The 15,800-nt window shown below is 75.9% G+C and carries 8 protein-coding genes and 1 riboswitch; of the genes, 3 read left to right on the top strand and 5 right to left on the bottom strand.

All coding sequences use genetic code 11. The features are described from left to right. Window positions 1-13 precede the first annotated feature (13 nt). Both M1O15_RS15870 and M1O15_RS15865 read left to right on the top strand, forming a co-directional pair. Window positions 14-5,314 carry a condensation domain-containing protein gene (locus M1O15_RS15870; protein WP_248634495.1) on the top strand — a complete coding sequence of 1,767 codons (5,301 nt, stop codon included), beginning with the start codon at window positions 14-16 and terminating at the stop codon, window positions 5,312-5,314. Between the two features lie 174 nt (window positions 5,315-5,488). Next, window positions 5,489-6,358 carry a class I SAM-dependent methyltransferase gene (locus M1O15_RS15865; protein ID WP_248634494.1) on the top strand — a complete coding sequence of 290 codons (870 nt, stop codon included), beginning with the start codon at window positions 5,489-5,491 and terminating at the stop codon, window positions 6,356-6,358. Window positions 6,359-6,474: 116 nt separating this feature from the next. On the opposite strand, the gene M1O15_RS15860 is transcribed toward M1O15_RS15865, so the two are convergent. Further along, on the bottom strand, window positions 6,475-7,251 hold the full coding sequence (locus tag M1O15_RS15860) for a transglycosylase SLT domain-containing protein (RefSeq protein WP_248634493.1): 777 nt from the start codon (window positions 7,249-7,251) through the stop codon (window positions 6,475-6,477). Window positions 7,252-7,253: 2 nt separating this feature from the next. Further along, a riboswitch (cyclic di-AMP (ydaO/yuaA leader) is annotated at window positions 7,254-7,417 on the bottom strand. A 351-nt stretch (window positions 7,418-7,768) separates the two neighbouring features. Then, entirely contained in the window at window positions 7,769-10,465 is a 2,697-nt protein-coding gene (locus M1O15_RS15855; RefSeq protein ID WP_248634492.1) for a SpoIIE family protein phosphatase, read from the bottom strand. 192 nt (window positions 10,466-10,657) lie between these two features. Between M1O15_RS15855 and M1O15_RS15850 the strand changes: the two genes are divergently transcribed. Beyond that, window positions 10,658-11,989, top strand: a complete 1,332-nt coding sequence (locus tag M1O15_RS15850) for a S1 family peptidase (RefSeq protein WP_248634491.1) — start codon at window positions 10,658-10,660, stop codon at window positions 11,987-11,989. Between the two features lie 42 nt (window positions 11,990-12,031). Here M1O15_RS15850 and M1O15_RS15845 read toward each other — a convergent pair whose 3' ends face one another. The 3 genes from M1O15_RS15845 to M1O15_RS15835 all read right to left on the bottom strand — a co-directional run bounded on the left by M1O15_RS15845 (window position 12,032) and on the right by M1O15_RS15835 (window position 15,686). Continuing rightward, window positions 12,032-12,844 (bottom strand): class E sortase, encoded by an 813-nt coding sequence (locus M1O15_RS15845; protein ID WP_248634490.1) that lies wholly within the window; start codon window positions 12,842-12,844, stop codon window positions 12,032-12,034. Between the two features lie 113 nt (window positions 12,845-12,957). Continuing rightward, on the bottom strand, window positions 12,958-13,215 hold the full coding sequence (locus M1O15_RS15840; RefSeq protein ID WP_248634489.1) for a WhiB family transcriptional regulator: 258 nt from the start codon (window positions 13,213-13,215) through the stop codon (window positions 12,958-12,960). Window positions 13,216-13,511: 296 nt separating this feature from the next. Continuing rightward, window positions 13,512-15,686, bottom strand: a complete 2,175-nt coding sequence (locus tag M1O15_RS15835; protein WP_248634488.1) for a hypothetical protein — start codon at window positions 15,684-15,686, stop codon at window positions 13,512-13,514. Between the last annotated feature and the right edge of the window lie 114 nt (window positions 15,687-15,800).

Raw genomic sequence — 15,800 nt, 5'->3', positions numbered from 1 at the left:
GGACGAGAATCCCATGGCACCCACCACCCCGTTGTCGTACGCCCAGCGGCGCCTGTGGTTCCTGGGCCGCCTGCACGGGCCCTCCGCCACCTACAACGCGCCCCTGGTGCTGCACCTCGACGGGGTGCCGGACCGCGCGGCACTGGCGGCCGCCCTCACCGACGTGGCCGAACGGCACGAGGTGCTGCGCACCGTGCTGCCGGCCGGTCCGGACGCCGAACCACTGCGCCGGGTGCTGCCGGCCGGCGCCCTGCCCGCACTGGACGTGGTCGAGTGCGCCGACCGTGCCGAACGCGAGCGGCGGGTCACCGAGCTGGCCCGCCGGCCGATCGACCTCACCACCGAACCGCCTTTCCATACCGCCCTGTTCACCGACGGCCGCTCCGCCGCCACCCTGGTGCTGCTGATCCACCACGCGGCCACCGACGGCGGGTCGCTGCGCCCCCTGCTCGCCGACCTCGCCCACGCCTACCGGGCCCGGCTGGACGGCCGGGCGCCCGCGTTCGAGCCGCTGCCGGTCTCCTACGCCGACTACGCGCTCTGGCAGCAGGAACTGCTCGGCGACCCCGACGACGCCGAGAGCCTGGCCGCCGAACAACTCGGGTACTGGCGAAAGCTGTTGGCCGGTGCTCCGGAGCTGCTGCCGCTGCCCACCGACCGGCCCCGCCCCGCCGAACCCACCGGCCGGGGCGGCACCCTCACCGCCCGCCTCGGCGCCGAGGAGCACCGGGGACTGCTCGCCCTGGCCCGCGCCCACCGGGCCACCCTGCCGATGGCCGCCCGCGCCGCGCTGGCCGCCACCCTGACCGCCCTCGGCGCGGGCACCGACCTGGTGATCGGCACCCCGGTCGCCGGCCGTCCCGAGGACGAACTGCACGACCTGGTCGGCTTCTTCGTCAACTCCCTGCCCCTGCGCACCGACACCTCCGGCGACCCGACGGCCGCCGCGCTGCTGGAACGGGTCCGGGACGCCGACCTCGCCGCCCTGGAGCACCAGGACCTCCCCTTCGACCTGCTGGTGGAGCGGTTGGCCCCGGAACGCGCCCTCGGCCACCACCCCTTCTTCCAGACCATGCTGACCGTGGACGCCGGCACCCCGGCGGGCCCGATCGCCCTCGGCGGGGGCCTCACCGCCCGCCTCGCCGACGCCGACCTGGCGGCCGCCAAGTTCGACCTGACCTGGTACTGCGCCCAGCGCCCCACCGAGGACGGCGCACCCGGCGGACTGGACCTCACCCTCGGCTACGCCCGGGACCTCTTCGACGCCGAGACGGCCGGGCTGCTGCTGACCGCCTACGTACGGGCGCTGGGCGCCTTCGCCACCGCACCCGAGCGGCCGATCGGCTCACTGGAACTGCTCACGCCCGCCGAGGCCGCCGCCCTGCCGCGACGTGCCGCGACCCGTGCCGCCCCCGCCCCGGACGACGGGGGCCGCGCGGATGTGGCCGACCCCCGCCGGGAGATCCTGTGCGGACTCTTCGCCGAGGTGCTGGGCCGCGAGGAGTTCGCCCCGGACGGCAACTTCTTCAAGAGCGGCGGGCACTCGCTGCTCGCCGGGCGGCTGGTCAACCGCATCCGGGGCGCCCTCGGGCTGGACGCGGCCATCCGCGACCTGTTCCTCGCCCCCACCCCGGCCGCCCTGCACCACCGGCTCACCACCCGGGAGCCGGCCGCCGCCACCCCCGCACGGCCGCCGCTGGCCCCCGTACCGCCGGCACAGCGCCCCGAACGGCTGCCGCTCTCGGCGGCCCAGCGCGCCCTGTGGCTCCAGGACCGGATCGACGGCCCCTCCGCCACGTACCACGCGCCGATCGTGCTCCGGCTGGACGGCATACCCGACCGGGACGCGCTCACCGCCGCGCTCGCCGACACCACGGCCCGCCACCCGGTGCTGCGTACCTGCTACGAGTCGGTGGACGGCGAGCCGCACCAGCGGATCGCCCCCGGCTTCACGCCCACCCTGGAGACCGTCCGCACCACCCCCGCCGGGCTGGACGCCGAACTGACCGCCCGCACCCGCCGCCCGCTGCCCCTGGCCGGTGAACCGCCCCTGCGCACCACCCTCTTCCTCCCGGGGGACGGCACCGCCACCCTGCTGCTGCTGATCCACCACATCGCGGTGGACGGCTGGTCGCTGGCCCCGCTGCTGAGGGACCTGGGCGCCGCCTACACCGCCCGGCTCGCCGGCCGGGCGCCCGACGCCGGCCCCCTCCCGGTCTCCTACGCCGACTACGCCCTCTGGCAGCGGACACTCCTCGCCGACCCGACCGCCCTGCTCGACCACTGGCGGACCGCACTCGCCGGACTTCCGCCGCGGACCGCGCTGCCCCTCGACCGGCCCCGCCCGGCCGAGCCCAGCGGCCGGGGAGCCACCGTCACCGCCACCACCGGCGCCACCACCCGGCGGGCGCTCACCGCGCTGGCCCGCGAACACCGCGCCACCCTCTTCATGGTGGCCCACGCGGCCCTCGCCGCGGCCCTCTGTGCCACCGGGGCCGGGACCGACCTCGCCATCGGCACCCCGGTCGCCGGCCGCCCCGACCAGGCACTGCACGACCTGGTCGGCTGCTTCGTCAACTCCCTCGCCCTGCGCACCGACCTCTCCGGCGCCCCGACCGCCGCCGAGCTGGTCGAACGGGTCCGGGACGCCGACCTCGCCGCCTTCGACCACCAGGACCTGCCCTTCGCCACCCTGGTGGAGCAGCTGGGCGACCCGGACGGCGGCAGAAGCCTCAGCGAACACCCGTTCTTCCAGACCATGCTGACCGTGGGCGGCGCACCGGACCCGGGCCCCGTCCGCCTCGGACCGCTCACCGCCACCGCCTCCTCCACCGACCTGGCCGCCGCCAAGTTCGACCTCTCCTTCCACTGCGCCCCCACCGCCGACGGGCTGGACCTCCACCTCACCTACGCCGAGGACCTGTTCGACGCCGGGACCGCCCGGCTGCTGCTCACCGTCTATCTGCGGACCCTGGAGGCCTTCGCCACCCGGCCGGACACCCGGCTGGCCGCGCTGGACCTGGTGACGGCGGAGGAGGCCGCCGAGCTCCGGCGCAGACACGACGCGCTTCGGGCGGCTGCCGCGCCTCCCGCCGAGCGGCCCACCGCACCACCCCTCACGGCCCCCTCACCCCGCGAGGAGATCCTCTGCGCCCTCTTCGCCCAGGTGCTGGGCCGGGACCGGATCGGGCCGCAGGACAACTTCTTCCGCTCCGGCGGCCATTCGCTGCTCGCCAGCCGGCTGGTCAACCGCGTCCGCGCGGTGCTGGGCGCCGAGACCGGGGTACGCGACCTGTTCCTCGCCCCGACCCCCGCCGCCCTGCACCGCCGGCTCACCGAAGCCGGGACGGGCGCCGGAGGCGAGGCCGCGGCACGGCTCCCGCTCCGCCCCGTGCCCGGCCGCCCCGCCCGCGCACCGCTCTCCTACGCCCAGCGCCGGCTCTGGTTCACCGACCAGCTGGCCGGACCCTCGGCCGCTTACAACATCGCCCTGGTCCGCCGGCTCGACCGGCCGCTCGACCCCGCGCTGCTGGCCGCCGCCCTCACCGATGTGGCCGACCGCCACGAGGTGCTGCGCACCGTGTACGGGGTCGCCGACGGGGAGCCGTACCAGGAGGTACGCCCCGGCGCCCGGCCCCCGTTGGAGCTGGCCTTCCCCACCGACACCGCCGCCGCCGTGGACGAGGCAGCCGCCCATGTCTTCGACCTCACCCGCGAACTGCCCTTCCGTGCCTCACTCCTCCTCCCGACGGACAGCACCGGTCAGCACACCCTGGTGGTGCTCCTGCACCACATCGCGGCCGACGGGCACTCCACCGGCCGGCTGCTGGACGACCTCGGCCACGCCTATGCCGCCCGCGCGGCCGGTCAGGCGCCGCAGTGGGAGCCGCTGCCGGTCCAGTACGCCGACTACACCCTCTGGCAGCGCGCCCGACTCGACACCGACTTCGACCGACCGGGCCACTGGGAGACGGCGCTGGCCGGCCTTCCGCCGTTGACCGACCTGCCCACCGACCACCCCCGCCCGCCGGAGCCCTCCGGCCGTGGAGCGCTGCTGCCCTTCGCGGTGCCCGCCGCGGTGCACCGGGGCCTGGCCCGGATCGCCCGGGAGGCGGGCGCCACCCTCTTCATGGTCGTCCAGGCCGCCCTGGCGGCCGTCCTCACCCGCCAGGGCGCGGGCACCGACCTCGCTCTCGGCACGGCGGTCGCCGGCCGGGAGGACGAGGCGCTGGACCGGCTGGTCGGCTTCTTCGTCAACACCCTGGTGCTGCGCACCGACACCTCGGGCGACCCGCGCTTCACCGAGCTGGTGGCCCGGGTCCGGGAGGCCGACCTCGCCGCCTACGCCCATCAGGACACCCCCTTCGACCTGCTGGTGGAGCGGCTGAACCCGCACCGCTCGGCCGCCCACCACCCGCTGGCGCAGATCATGCTCCAGGTGCACCGGGCCGCCCCGGCGGGTCCGGATCGGGACGGCGCCCATCCGCTCGCGGGCCGGACCCTCCCGTACGGCTCGGCCACCGCCAAGTCCGATCTGACCTTCGCCCTCACCGAGCAGCTCACCGAGGCGGGGGAGGGGGACGGTCTCGCCGGGGTCCTGGAGTACGCCACCGACCTGTGGACGGCCGAGGGGGCCCGGCGGCTCACGGCCGCGCTCACCGGTGCGCTGGCCGCCTTCGCGGCGGATCCCTCGGCCCGCCTCTCCACCCTGCCGGCCGGTCCCGGCCACCGGGGCGAGCGCCCCCTGATCGGCGGCTACCGGGTCGACATCGGCCAGGTCGAGCGGGTCCTCGCCGCCCACCCCCGGGTGACCGCCGCCGAGGTCCGGGCAGCGGGGGAGCGGCTGGTCGCCGAGGTCACCGGAGACGTGGACGAGGACGGGCTGCGCGCCTGGGCGGCCGACCGGCTGCCGGAGTACGCGGTCCCGGCCACCGTGCGCACCCCCGCCCCGGCCGCCGACGCCGCACCGGACGAGGGCGCCCCCGGCCGGGAGCCTCGGGAGGCCGGCGCCCCGGGTCAGGGGCCGGCCCACGACCCCGGTGGGCCGCTGCCCCTGCTGCTGGCGGTCTTCACCGAGGTGCTGGGCGGCCGGCCGGTCGGGCCGGACGACAACTTCTTCCGGTCCGGCGGGCACTCCCTGTTGGCGGTGCGGCTGCTCAACCGGGTCCGCGCCGAGCTGGGCCGGGAGCTCACCCTGCGGGAGGTCTTCCGCTACCCCACCCCGGCCGCCCTGGCCGCCCATCTGGCCGCCTCCGGGGCCGCCCCGGCCGCCTCCCGGCCCGTGCTCCGGCGCCGCCGGGTGCCGCAGGGCTGAGCCGAAGGAGGGCGGGAGCGGACGCGCGGCACCCCTTTGGCGCAGCCCGTCGCGCCGGACACCGGGTAACCACGGTACGGAGCACCCGCCGTCACGGGCGGGCGCTCCGTACCGCCCGGGCCGCGTCCCCACCGGGGCCCGGCACCGCCCCGCCCCCTCCCGAGGAGTGCCGCCGTGAACCCGACCCCGACCGAGCCGCCGATCGCCAACACCGAGCAGGCCGAGGCCTGGAACGGCTACGAGGGCGAGCACTGGGCCCGCCACCAAGGCCGCTGGGACGCGGTCAACGAGGGGTACTGCGCGCCGCTGCTCAACGCCGCCGCGATCGGTTCGGGAGACAGGGTGCTGGACGTCGGCTGCGGCTCCGGGCGCACCACCCGGCTCGCCGCCGAACGCGCCGCGACCGGCGGCGCCACCGGCCTGGACCTGTCGGCCCCCATGCTGGAGCGGGCCCGCGCCACCGCCGAGCGGGAGGGGATCCGGAACGCGGAGTTCATCCGCGGCGACGCCCAGGTGCACCCCTTCGAGCCGGGCTCCTTCGACCGGGCGATCAGCCGCTTCGGGCTGACCTTCTTCGCCGATCCGGCGGCCGGCTTCGGCAACGTCGGGCGGGCGCTGCGCCCCGGCGGACGGCTGGCCTTCGTCGCCCCCGCGGAGCCCGAGGCGAACGAGTGGCTGGCCGCCCTCACCTCGCTGAAGGACATCGTGCCCATGGGCGGCTTCGGGGCCGCGGGCAAGCCCGGGATGTTCTCGCTGGCCGATCCCGCCGCGATCCGGTCGGTGCTCGCCGCCGGCGGCTACGCCAACCCCGGTGTCCACCGGGTGGAGGCGTACGGGGAGTGGGGCGCCGACGCCGACGAGGTGGCCGCGTTCATGCTGGGGATGGGGCCGGGGCGGCATCTGCTGTCGCAGGTGGGGCCCGAGGCGCGCGAGGAGGCGGGCCGGCGGCTGGCCGGGGCGCTGCGCCGGTACGAGAAGGGGGACGGCGGCCCGCTGCGGCTGCGCTCCACCGCCTGGCTGGTCACGGCCGAGCGCCCCGAGTGAGCCCGCCCGTCAGCGATATGCCGGACGGCCGGCCGCACCGGGTCGGCCGGCCGTCCGGCATGGTCACGGCGGCCGCTCCCCGTACCGCCTGACACGGGGAGCCGCCTGCCACCGGCCTAGTAGGGGCCGTTGACGTTGTCGATGGAGCCGTAGCGGTCGGCCGCGTAGTTGCAGGCGGCGACGATGTTGGCGACCGGGTCGTAGCTGTCGGTCGAGGTGCCGGCCACGTGGTACGCCTGGAAGGTCGGGTCGATCACCTGGAGCAGGCCCTTGGACGGGGTGCCGTTGACGGCGTTGACGTCCCAGTTGTTGATGGCCAGCGGGTTGCCGGAGGACTCGCGCATGATGTTGCGGTGGATGCCCTCGTAGCTGCCGGGGATGCCGTTTCGCGCCATGACGTCCAGGGCCTCGCGGATCCAGCCGTCCAGGTTGTCGGCGTACGCCGTCTTGGCGACGGCCGGGGCGGCGGCGGGCGTGGCGGCGGCCGGGGCGGCCTTGGCGACGGCCGGCACGGCCTCGGGCTTGGGCGCGGCGGCGGCCTGGGCGACGCTGAGCTTGAGGCCCGGGCGGATCAGCGAGGGGTCGGCGCCGACGGCGGCGCGGTTGGCCTCGTACAGGCTCTTCCAGCCGCCGGCCAGCTCGTGCGAGCGGGCGATTTTGGACAGGGTGTCGCCGAGCACCACGGAGTACGTGGCGGGCGCGGCCTTCGCGGCGGCGGGGGCGGCGGTCTTCGCCTGGACGACGGCCGCGGCCGGGGCGGCGGCGGGAGCGGCGTGGGCGGTGGCCGCGCCGATCACCGGCAGGGCGAGCGCGGCGCCACCGGTGCCGATCGCGAGGACGCGGCGGGCCAGGGCGCTGTTGCGGACACGGCGGTGCTTACCCGTTGCGGGCATGGTGCTTTCCTCTCCGGCGCCTGCGAGGTGAGCTGTCGGGTTCGGGCTGGAGTTGCCCGGCCGCGGAATTCCGCGACTTCACCCCAAGCCGTTCCGCGGCTGTGCGGTCCGGCGCTTACCTGGGTCCCCCGCTCCTGCCGAGCGTGTGAGTGAGTGGATGCGTGTCCGGACGGCGGCAGGATTCGGCGTTCCACCCGGAATGAGCGTGACCGTAGGCGAGGGAATCGGGGCAGAACAAGCGCCGATCTCCCGCCGCACGGCCGGTGGTCGGTGAATTCCCGGAATTGGATCTCCGGGCCTTTTCTGGCGGCCCGTCAAATGGTTTACCGGGCAAGCATTGGATCAATTCCGGAAATGCGCATGTCATTTCCGGGCGGTGATGGACATCACGGGTCCGCCCTCGGTGGGATAAGTCGGCCTAAGTTTCCCTAACTTGACCCATAGGGATCTAAAGGCTCAAAGGGGCGCCAGCTGTCAAAAGGGACAGATCGGCGCGCGTATCCCAAGCGGGCCCCGGCTACCAGGCCAGGTCGTCCAGCAGGGTGTCCACCGGCTGCCGGTCACCGTCCGCGGGGGACTGCTCGGTCCACATGACCTTCCCCTGCGCGGTGTAGCGGGTGCCCCAGCGCTGGGCGAACTGGGACACCAGATACAGCCCGCGCCCGCCCTCGTCCGTGTCCGAGGCTCGCCGCAGATGCGGGGAGGTGCTGCTGCCGTCGGACACCTCGCAGGTCAGCCACCGCTCGTACAGCATCCGCACATGGATCGGCGCCGAGCCGTAGCGGATCGCGTTGGTGATCAGCTCGCTCAGCATCAGCTCGGTGGTGAAGCCGATCTCCGCCAGCCCCCACGCCTCCAGCTGCCGCCCGCAGGCCGCCCGCACCTCGCCCACCGCGGCCGGATCCGGCGGCACGTCGAAGTCCGCCACCCGGGACCGGTCCACCAGCCGGGTACGGGCCACCAGCAGCGCGATGTCGTCCCGCCGCCGCGAGGGCACCAGCGCCTCCACCACCGCCCGGCAGGTCTCCTCCGGCGAACGCTCCGGACGGCCGCCGAGCGCCGAGCGCAGCATCGACAGACCGGTCTCCACATCCCGCTCCCGGTGCTCGACCAGCCCGCCGGTGTACAGCACCAGCCGGCTTCCCTCCGCCAGCTCCAGCTCCACCGTCTCGTACGGCGCACCGCCCAGCCCCAGCGGCGGGGCCACCGGCACCTCCGGGCTGCGCACCGCCCCGTCCGGCTCCACCACCAGCGGCGCGAAGTGCCCCGCGGTCGCCACCGAGGCCCGCCCGGACACCGGGTCGTACACCGCGTACAGACAGGTCGCACCCGTCACCGCGGCCACCCCCGCGCCGCCCTCCTCCTGGTCGATCCGGGACACCAGCTCGTCCAGATGGCCCAGCAGCTCGTCCGGCGGCAGGTCCAGCGCCGAGAAGTTGTGCACCGCGGTCCGCAGCCGCCCCATGGTGGCCGCCGCGTGCAGCCCGTGCCCCACCACATCCCCGACCACCAGCGCCACCCGCGCTCCGGGCAGCGGGATCACGTCGAACCAGTCACCGCCCACCCCCGCCTGCGCCGGCAGATACCGGTACGCCACCTCCACCGCGTCCTGCTCGGGCAGGCTGTGCGGCAGCAGACTGCGCTGGAGGGTGACCGCCATCGCGTGCTCACGGGTGTAGCGGCGCGCGTTGTCGATGGCCACCGCGGCCCGCGCCGCCAGCTCCTCGGCGAAGGCCAGATCCTCCGCCTCGAACGGCGCCGGCTGCTCCGACCGCCAGAAGTTCGCCATCCCCAGCACCACCCCGCGGGCCTGCAACGGCACCGCGAGCAGCGAATGGACCCCGTACGCCAGCGCCGCGTCCGCGCCCGCCGGATCCTGCGCCCGCCAGCCGTCGGCCAGCGAGAGGTCCGGCTCCAGCACCGCGTGCCCGGTCGCCAGCGCGGCCGCCATCGGCGTCGTCGGCAGCGCGCACCGCACCAGATCGCCCACCGGCTGCAGCGGATGGTCCCCGCGCACCCCGCGCACCGCCGCCCGCCGCATCTCGGTGTGCTCGCCCGCCGGCTCCTCGCCGCGCAGCACCGGGTCCAGCAGCTCCACCGTGGCGAAGTCGGCGAACCGCCCCACCGCCACCTCCGCCAGCTCCTCGGCGGTGCGCACCACATCCAGCGTGGTCCCGATCCGCACCCCCGCCTCGTACAGCAGCTGAAGCCGCTCCCGCGCCCCCTCGGCCACCCCGGACAGGGCCCGCAGCTCGGTGGTGTCCCGCAGGGTGGCGACGGTGCCGCCGGCCGTGCCGTACGGCGCCGTCCGCCGGGTGTTCACCGCCAGCAGCCGGTCACCGGCGAGCAGCACCTCGTCGGTGACGATCCGGCCCGAGGAGAGCAGTTCGGCGGTGCCCTGGTCCAGCCCGAGCGAGGAGACCTTGCGGCCCTCCGGGCGGGCCGGCAGGTCCAGCAGCCGGCGGGCCTCGTCGTTGGCCAGCGTCAGCCGGCCGTCCCCGCCGATGATCAGCACCCCCTCGCGCACCGCGTGCAGCACCGCGTCATGGTGCTCGTACATCCGGGTCATCTCGGCCGGGCCCAGCCCCCGGGTCTGCCGGCCCAGCCGCCGGCTCACCAGCAGCGAGCTGCCCACCGCCAGGGCGAGCGCCGCCGCCGCGGACCCGAGCAGCACCGGCAGGTGCCGGTCCACCGCGTCCCCGACGCTGGCGATGGTCACCCCCGCGGTGACCAGGCCGACCACCCGTCCGTCCGGGCCGGTGACCGGCACCACCGCCCGGGCCGCGTCGTTCGGCGAGCCGGTGAAGATCTCCGTGTACGCCGGCCGCCCGACCGCCCCGTCCAGCCCCTCGGCGCGCCGCCCCACCAGCGCGCGGTCGGCGTCCGCGTACCGCACCCCGTCCGGGGCGTGCACGGTGACGAAGTCCACCCCGGTGTCCCGGGTGGCCCGCTCCACCGAGGACTGCAGCGCGGTGCCCGGATCCGGCGAGGTGAGCGCCGCCGCCGTCCCGGGAGCGTCCGCGAACGCCTCGGCCGCGGCCAGCGAGCGGTTGCGGGCGTCGTCCTCGCCGTCGGCGCGGGTCTGCCACACCACCGCCGTCACCGCCGCGGCGATCAGCAGGACGGCTACCGCCACCTGGAGCAGGAGCACCTGACCGGCCACGGTGCGCACCCCGAGAAGGGCGTGCCCGGAACGTCCGCTCCGTCCACTCATGACATATTTTTACCATTCCGTACCCATGTGTACTCATCGAGATACGCCCCGGCGACGCGCCGGCCCGCGCACCGAGCCGATCACTCCCGCACCGGCTGAACACGCCGCCCGCCCCGCCCGTACCTGAGAGCGGACGCGTCCCCCGGAAGCCGTCGGCGACCGGAGTCCGAACCAGCGTCAGGAGCGGTGGAGTTGAGTCACAGGCGGATACCCAAGCGGAAAGCGGTACTGGCGGGTGCGGGAGCGGTGGGAATCGCCGCGGCGGCGATCCTGCTGCCCCAGGCGAACGCCTCCCAGTCCGGCCAGGACGACGACCGGCCGACCGTCCGGACCATGACCGCGGCCTCGGCCGCGCAGACGGCCAAGCAGCTCGCCGGCTCCCTCGGCGACTCCTACGGTGGCGCCTACTACGACGCCGGCACCCGCCGGCTGGTGGTCAACGTGGCCGGTGAGGACCGCGCCCTCGCCGAACGCGTCGAGGCGGCCGGGGCCGTCGCGAAGACGGTACGGAACGGGGTGGCCGCGCTGGCCGGCGCCACCCGCACCCTGTCGGCCGAGGCGGGGGTCCCCGGCACCGCCTGGGCCGTCGACCCGCGCACCAACCAGGTGCTGGTCACCGCCGACCGCACGGTCACCGGCGCCCGCTGGGACCGGCTGGAGTCCACCGTCCGGGGGCTCGGCGAGGGCGTGGCCGAGATCCGCAGGTCCAAGGGCGAGTTCCGGCCCTTCGCCGACGGCGGGGACGCCATCTTCGGCGGCGGCGCCCGCTGCTCGCTCGGCTTCAACGTGACCACCTCGGACGGCGCCCGCGGCTTCCTCACCGCCGGGCACTGCACGGTCGCCGCCCAGCAGTGGTCCGACGGGAACGGCGCCGTCCTCGGCTCGGCCCAGGAGTCCGTCTTCCCGGGTGAGGGCGACTTCGGGCTGGTCACCTACGACGACCCGGCCGCCGAGGCGCCCGACGAGGTGGACCTCGGCGACGGGCAGCGGCTGGCCATCAAGGGAACCGCCGAGGCCGCGGTCGGCCAGCAGGTGTTCCGGATGGGCAGCACCACCGGCCTCCGGGACGGCCAGGTCACCGGGCTGAACGCCACCGTCAACTACCCCGAGGGCACGGTCACCGGCCTGATCCAGACCGACGTCTGCGCCGAGCCCGGCGACAGCGGCGGCTCGCTCTTCACCCGGGACGGGGACGCCATCGGCCTCACCTCCGGGGGCAGCGGCGACTGCGACGCCGGTGGCGAGACCTTCTTCCAGCCGGTGACCACCGCCCTCGCCGCGGTCGGCGCCACCATCGGCGACGCCGAGCAGCCCCCGGGCCAGGGCGGCCAGGAGGGCCAGGACCAGGGCGGTGCCGGTGAGGAGGACCAGGGTCAAGGTGAACAGGGTCAGGGAGATCAGGACCCGGGCGACCAGGGCCAGGGCTCCGAGGAAGGGGCCGGTCAGGACCAAGAGGCAGGCGGTCAAGACCAGGACGCGGGCGACCAAGGTCACCAGGGCGGCCAGGGCGCCGATCTCCCCTGACGTCCGCGGCGACCGCTCCCGCGCCGGTGAGGCGTACCCCGGCTAGGCCTTCTTCGAGGAGACCAGCACACCGATCTTGTCGATCCGGTGCTCCGGATTGCCCTTCTCGTCCCGCCAGTGGTTGCCGGCCGCGTCGTCCTCCGGCGTGGCGCAGGTGGAGACGGTGATCATCGCCCGGGTGGCCCGCTCGCCGGGCTCACCCGGGACGGGGGCGCGCTGCTCGGCCAGGGAGCGCTCGGAACGGAAGGAGGTCTGGCGGGTCTCGGTGATCCGGTACTCGTGGACCGTACCGCCGGAGGTGACCCGTACGGTGTCGCCGGGCCGCAGCTCGGGCAGAGCGCGCAGCGGGCCCCCGGCGGACAGGCGGTGCGCGGTGACCAGGTAGTTCCCCACCTCACCCGGGCCCACTCCGCCCGCCTCCCCGTACGGACTGGCGGCCACTCCGCGGTCCTGGATCCTGGTGCCGGGCCAGTCGTCGGTGGTGCCCTCGTAGGGGACCACCCGCAGTTCCTCGACCCCGATCGACGGGATGGCCAGGACCGCGGGCCGGGTACGCGCGGGATCGTCCGGCGACGGCTCGGCGGTGGCCGGGGGCGGCCGGTTGTCGGAGGCGGTGCCCGGCGGTTCCGGGGTGGCGGTCACCATGGCCGAGGAAGCGGCCGAGGGTTCCACGGCGGCGGACGCGACGGCCGAGGAAGCGGCCGGGGAGGCGACCGAGGTGGTGGAGGGTGCCCCGATGGGGGCGGCGGACAGCCGCTCGGCGGCACCGCCGCCCCCGACGGCGCCGCACCCGGCGAGCAGCAGAGCGGCCGCGCTCATCGCGGCGGCCGCGGCGGCGGTGCGGGGTCTGGGCATGGGGCTCCGGAAGGGTCGGTGACCGTCAGACCACCGTAAAACGCCCGCAGCCGCCCTGACCAGCCTCGATCGCGGCATCGTCTGTCACACCCGGTGACCGTCCCGCGGTCGGGTCAGGCGTGGCTGCGCTGCCGCCGCCGCGCGGTGCGCCGCTTCAGGGCCCGGCGTTCGTCCTCGCTCATCCCGCCCCAGACCCCGGCCTCCTGGCCCGACTCGATCGCCCACTCCAGACACGGCTCGCGCACCGGGCAACGCCGGCATACGCCCTTGGCCTCCTCCGCCTGGAGCAGCGCGGGACCCGTGTTCCCGATGGGGAAGAACAGGTCGGGGTCCTCGTCGCGGCAGACGGCCCGGTGGCGCCAGTCACTCATGGAACTCTCCTGGTTCGTCGGGGTGGTGGACTGGATTCGTCCTTTCGGGTCGCCGCTGAACGGAGGATGAAACGGACTTGTGCCCGTCAATCGCCGCCGGCCCCGCGACCCCCGTCCGCATCGGCTGTCAACTGCGCCTGCTCGCACGGTAGTTGCACGCACGACCCGAAAGTCAATTCACCCCCGTCGCGAAGAACGCCGAACATGCCGACGGGAGCCGCTCGGCAGAGCGGCTCCCGTCGTGGCGATGCCTTCGGCGGCTCGTGGTGGCCCGCGGTGCCGTGGAACGCGGTCCGTCAGGCTCCCTCGGCCGGATCGGGCTCCCGGCGCTGCCCCAGCAGGACCTTGCCCGCCATCAGCACCACCAGCACCGAGGCGACCAGCGCCGCCGTCCCGGACCAGGCGAACGCCGCGCCCACACTCCGTTCGAGCAGCGCGAAGGTGTCCGCACCGGCCACCGTGTGCACCAGGAACACCCCGACCGCCGTCACCGCCGCGGCCATCCAGGCGCGCGCCGACTCCCGCATCACCAGCACCACCGCGGTCACCATGCACAGCGCGGTCACCGCGAGCGACACCATGCCGCCGCCACCCGCGCGCACCCCCGCCAGGTCCACCGGGAGGTGGATCAGCCCGCAAGCGAGCAGCGCCGCCGCGGTCGGCCAGCGCAGAGCGCTGTGCCCGGGCCGCCCGGCCCGGTCCGCGGGCTCCTCGGGGACGAGGACCTTCGGCTCCGCCGGGGCCGCCGAGGCGGTGACCGAGCGCGGCGGGCGGACGTTGGGGTTCTCCGGTACGTGGACCGAGGGGGCCGAAGCCGCCGAGGTGGCGGCCACCGGGTCGGTGGGCGGTGCGGAGGGCGCGGCCGCCGTCGGCTCAGGAGCCGTGGCCGCTGCGCCGGGACCCACCTGGTCGACGGCCGGGTTTCCGGCGGCCCCGCCGCCCTTCGCGGTGCCCAGGATGCTCACCAACTGCACCACGTCCTCGATCGGCCGTCCCACCGCGGCCGCCCGGAGCGTGGTGTCGGACTCGTCGATCGGGTGGCCGGCCTCGTTGAGCATGGCCACCAACTGCCGGACCTCCTCCAGCGGCCGGGCCACCGCGGCCGCCCGCAGCGCCTCGTCGCCCGGATTGGACACGGCCCCGGTCCGCTTGAGCATGGTCACCAGCGCGGCGACCTCCTCCAGCGGGCGGTAGGTGGCCGCCGTCCAGATGATCGTCCTTATGCGCTCGTCGCTCATCTCGTCCACGTCGCCGGAGTCCGCGAGGCCGACGAAGTCGGCGACCGCCCGGGCCGCGTCATCCGTCCCACCCGCCGCACCACTCTCAGGCGCCGAGACCGCCGCGTCGTCGGCCGCGTTCCCGGTGACCCGGCGCGCGGCCGTCTCGTACGGGCCGGGCTCGCGGGCGCCGCTCTCGCACGTACGGCTGTCGTACGCGTCGGACGTGTACGGGCTGGGCTGGTGCGGCCCGCTCTCGTGCGCGCCAGGCCTGTACGCGCCGGGCTCGCGGGCACCGCCTTCGCGCGTGCCGCTCTCGTCCGCACTCCTCTCGTACGCACCGGCCTCGCGCACCTCCGGCCCGTGGCCGACGGTCCCGGGCGCGGCGGCCTCGTACCCGCCACCGGCCTCGTATGCCGTACCGGCCGCAGGCGCACCGCCCGCGCGCGTACCACCCTCCTGGGCGCCCTTCGGCACCGGCGCGGGGGCCGGGGGAGTGGTGCCCGGGGCTCCGTCGCGCGGTCCGTCCGGGAGGGCGGCGCCGCCGACCGCGCCCAGGTCGGCCGTGAGCGGGGCGGAACCGGGCGTGCCGTGCATTCCGGCGGCGGGCTCCTCGTACCAAGACTCGGCCCGGTCGGTTCCGCCGGCCGGGTGCGTCGCCGTGTCGGCACCGGCTACCGGGGACGCCGGGCCCGCCGTGGCGGCGCGCCCGGTGTCCGGGGCTCCGTCCGGGTACGGCAGACCGGTGCCCGGCGTTCCGTTCCCGGGGTGCCCGCCGAGCCACGGCGCCGCCTCGGAGGGCGGCGCGTACTCGGGACGGCCGGCCGGGGGCACCGGCTCCAGCGGCGGGCGCCGGTCGGGGCGTACCGCGGACTGCCGCAGCGCGACCTCCGCCGAGGGCGGATCGATCAGCGGGTCCGGCCCCAACGCGGCCTCGAACGCCGCCTGTTCGCCCGCCGTGGGGGCGTCGAAGGGGTCGACGGTACGCGGGCCCGCCTCGCGTTCGGGCGGCAGGGCGAACGTCCTCGGGCCCCGTGCGGTGAACCGGTCGCCGGCCCCGAGGCGGGGCTCCGCCCCGGGCTCCTGGGGCAGCGGCCCGCCGGGCTCCCACGGCAGCCGGCCCGCCGGGTCGTTCGGGAAGGGGTCCACCGGTCCGCCGGGCGCGGGGCCTCCCGCCGGGTCGCGCGGGAACGGGTCGGCGGGGCCGTACGGGAGGGGGCCCGCGGGCTCGTACGGAGCCTCGGCGGGCGGCATGACGCCGTACGCCTGGCCGGTGACCGACCGTGTGTCACCGGCCGGCTCCGGCGCGCCCGCCGGGACGAGCGCCTCCGCACTCGGGTACGCGATCCGCTCGGGCCTGCCTTCCTC

This window comes from Streptomyces lichenis (genome assembly GCF_023218175.1).
Lineage (GTDB): Bacteria > Actinomycetota > Actinomycetes > Streptomycetales > Streptomycetaceae > Streptomyces > Streptomyces lichenis.
The sequence above is the reverse complement of the archived record's forward strand: the minus strand, read 5'-3'. Positions and strand labels throughout refer to the sequence as shown.

Bases quoted from the DNA above. Each gene is read 5' to 3' on its own strand.
- M1O15_RS15840 (WP_248634489.1), bottom strand. From the start codon at position 13,215: ATGAGTGACTGGCGCCACCGGGCCGTCTGCCGCGACGAGGACCCCGAC.
- M1O15_RS15845 (WP_248634490.1), bottom strand. From the start codon at position 12,844: ATGCCCAGACCCCGCACCGCCGCCGCGGCCGCCGCGATGAGCGCGGCC.
- M1O15_RS15870 (WP_248634495.1), top strand. From the start codon at position 14: ATGGCACCCACCACCCCGTTGTCGTACGCCCAGCGGCGCCTGTGGTTC.
- M1O15_RS15855 (WP_248634492.1), bottom strand. From the start codon at position 10,465: ATGAGTGGACGGAGCGGACGTTCCGGGCACGCCCTTCTCGGGGTGCGC.
- M1O15_RS15860 (WP_248634493.1), bottom strand. From the start codon at position 7,251: ATGCCCGCAACGGGTAAGCACCGCCGTGTCCGCAACAGCGCCCTGGCC.
- M1O15_RS15835 (WP_248634488.1), bottom strand. From the start codon at position 15,686: ATGCCGCCCGCCGAGGCTCCGTACGAGCCCGCGGGCCCCCTCCCGTAC.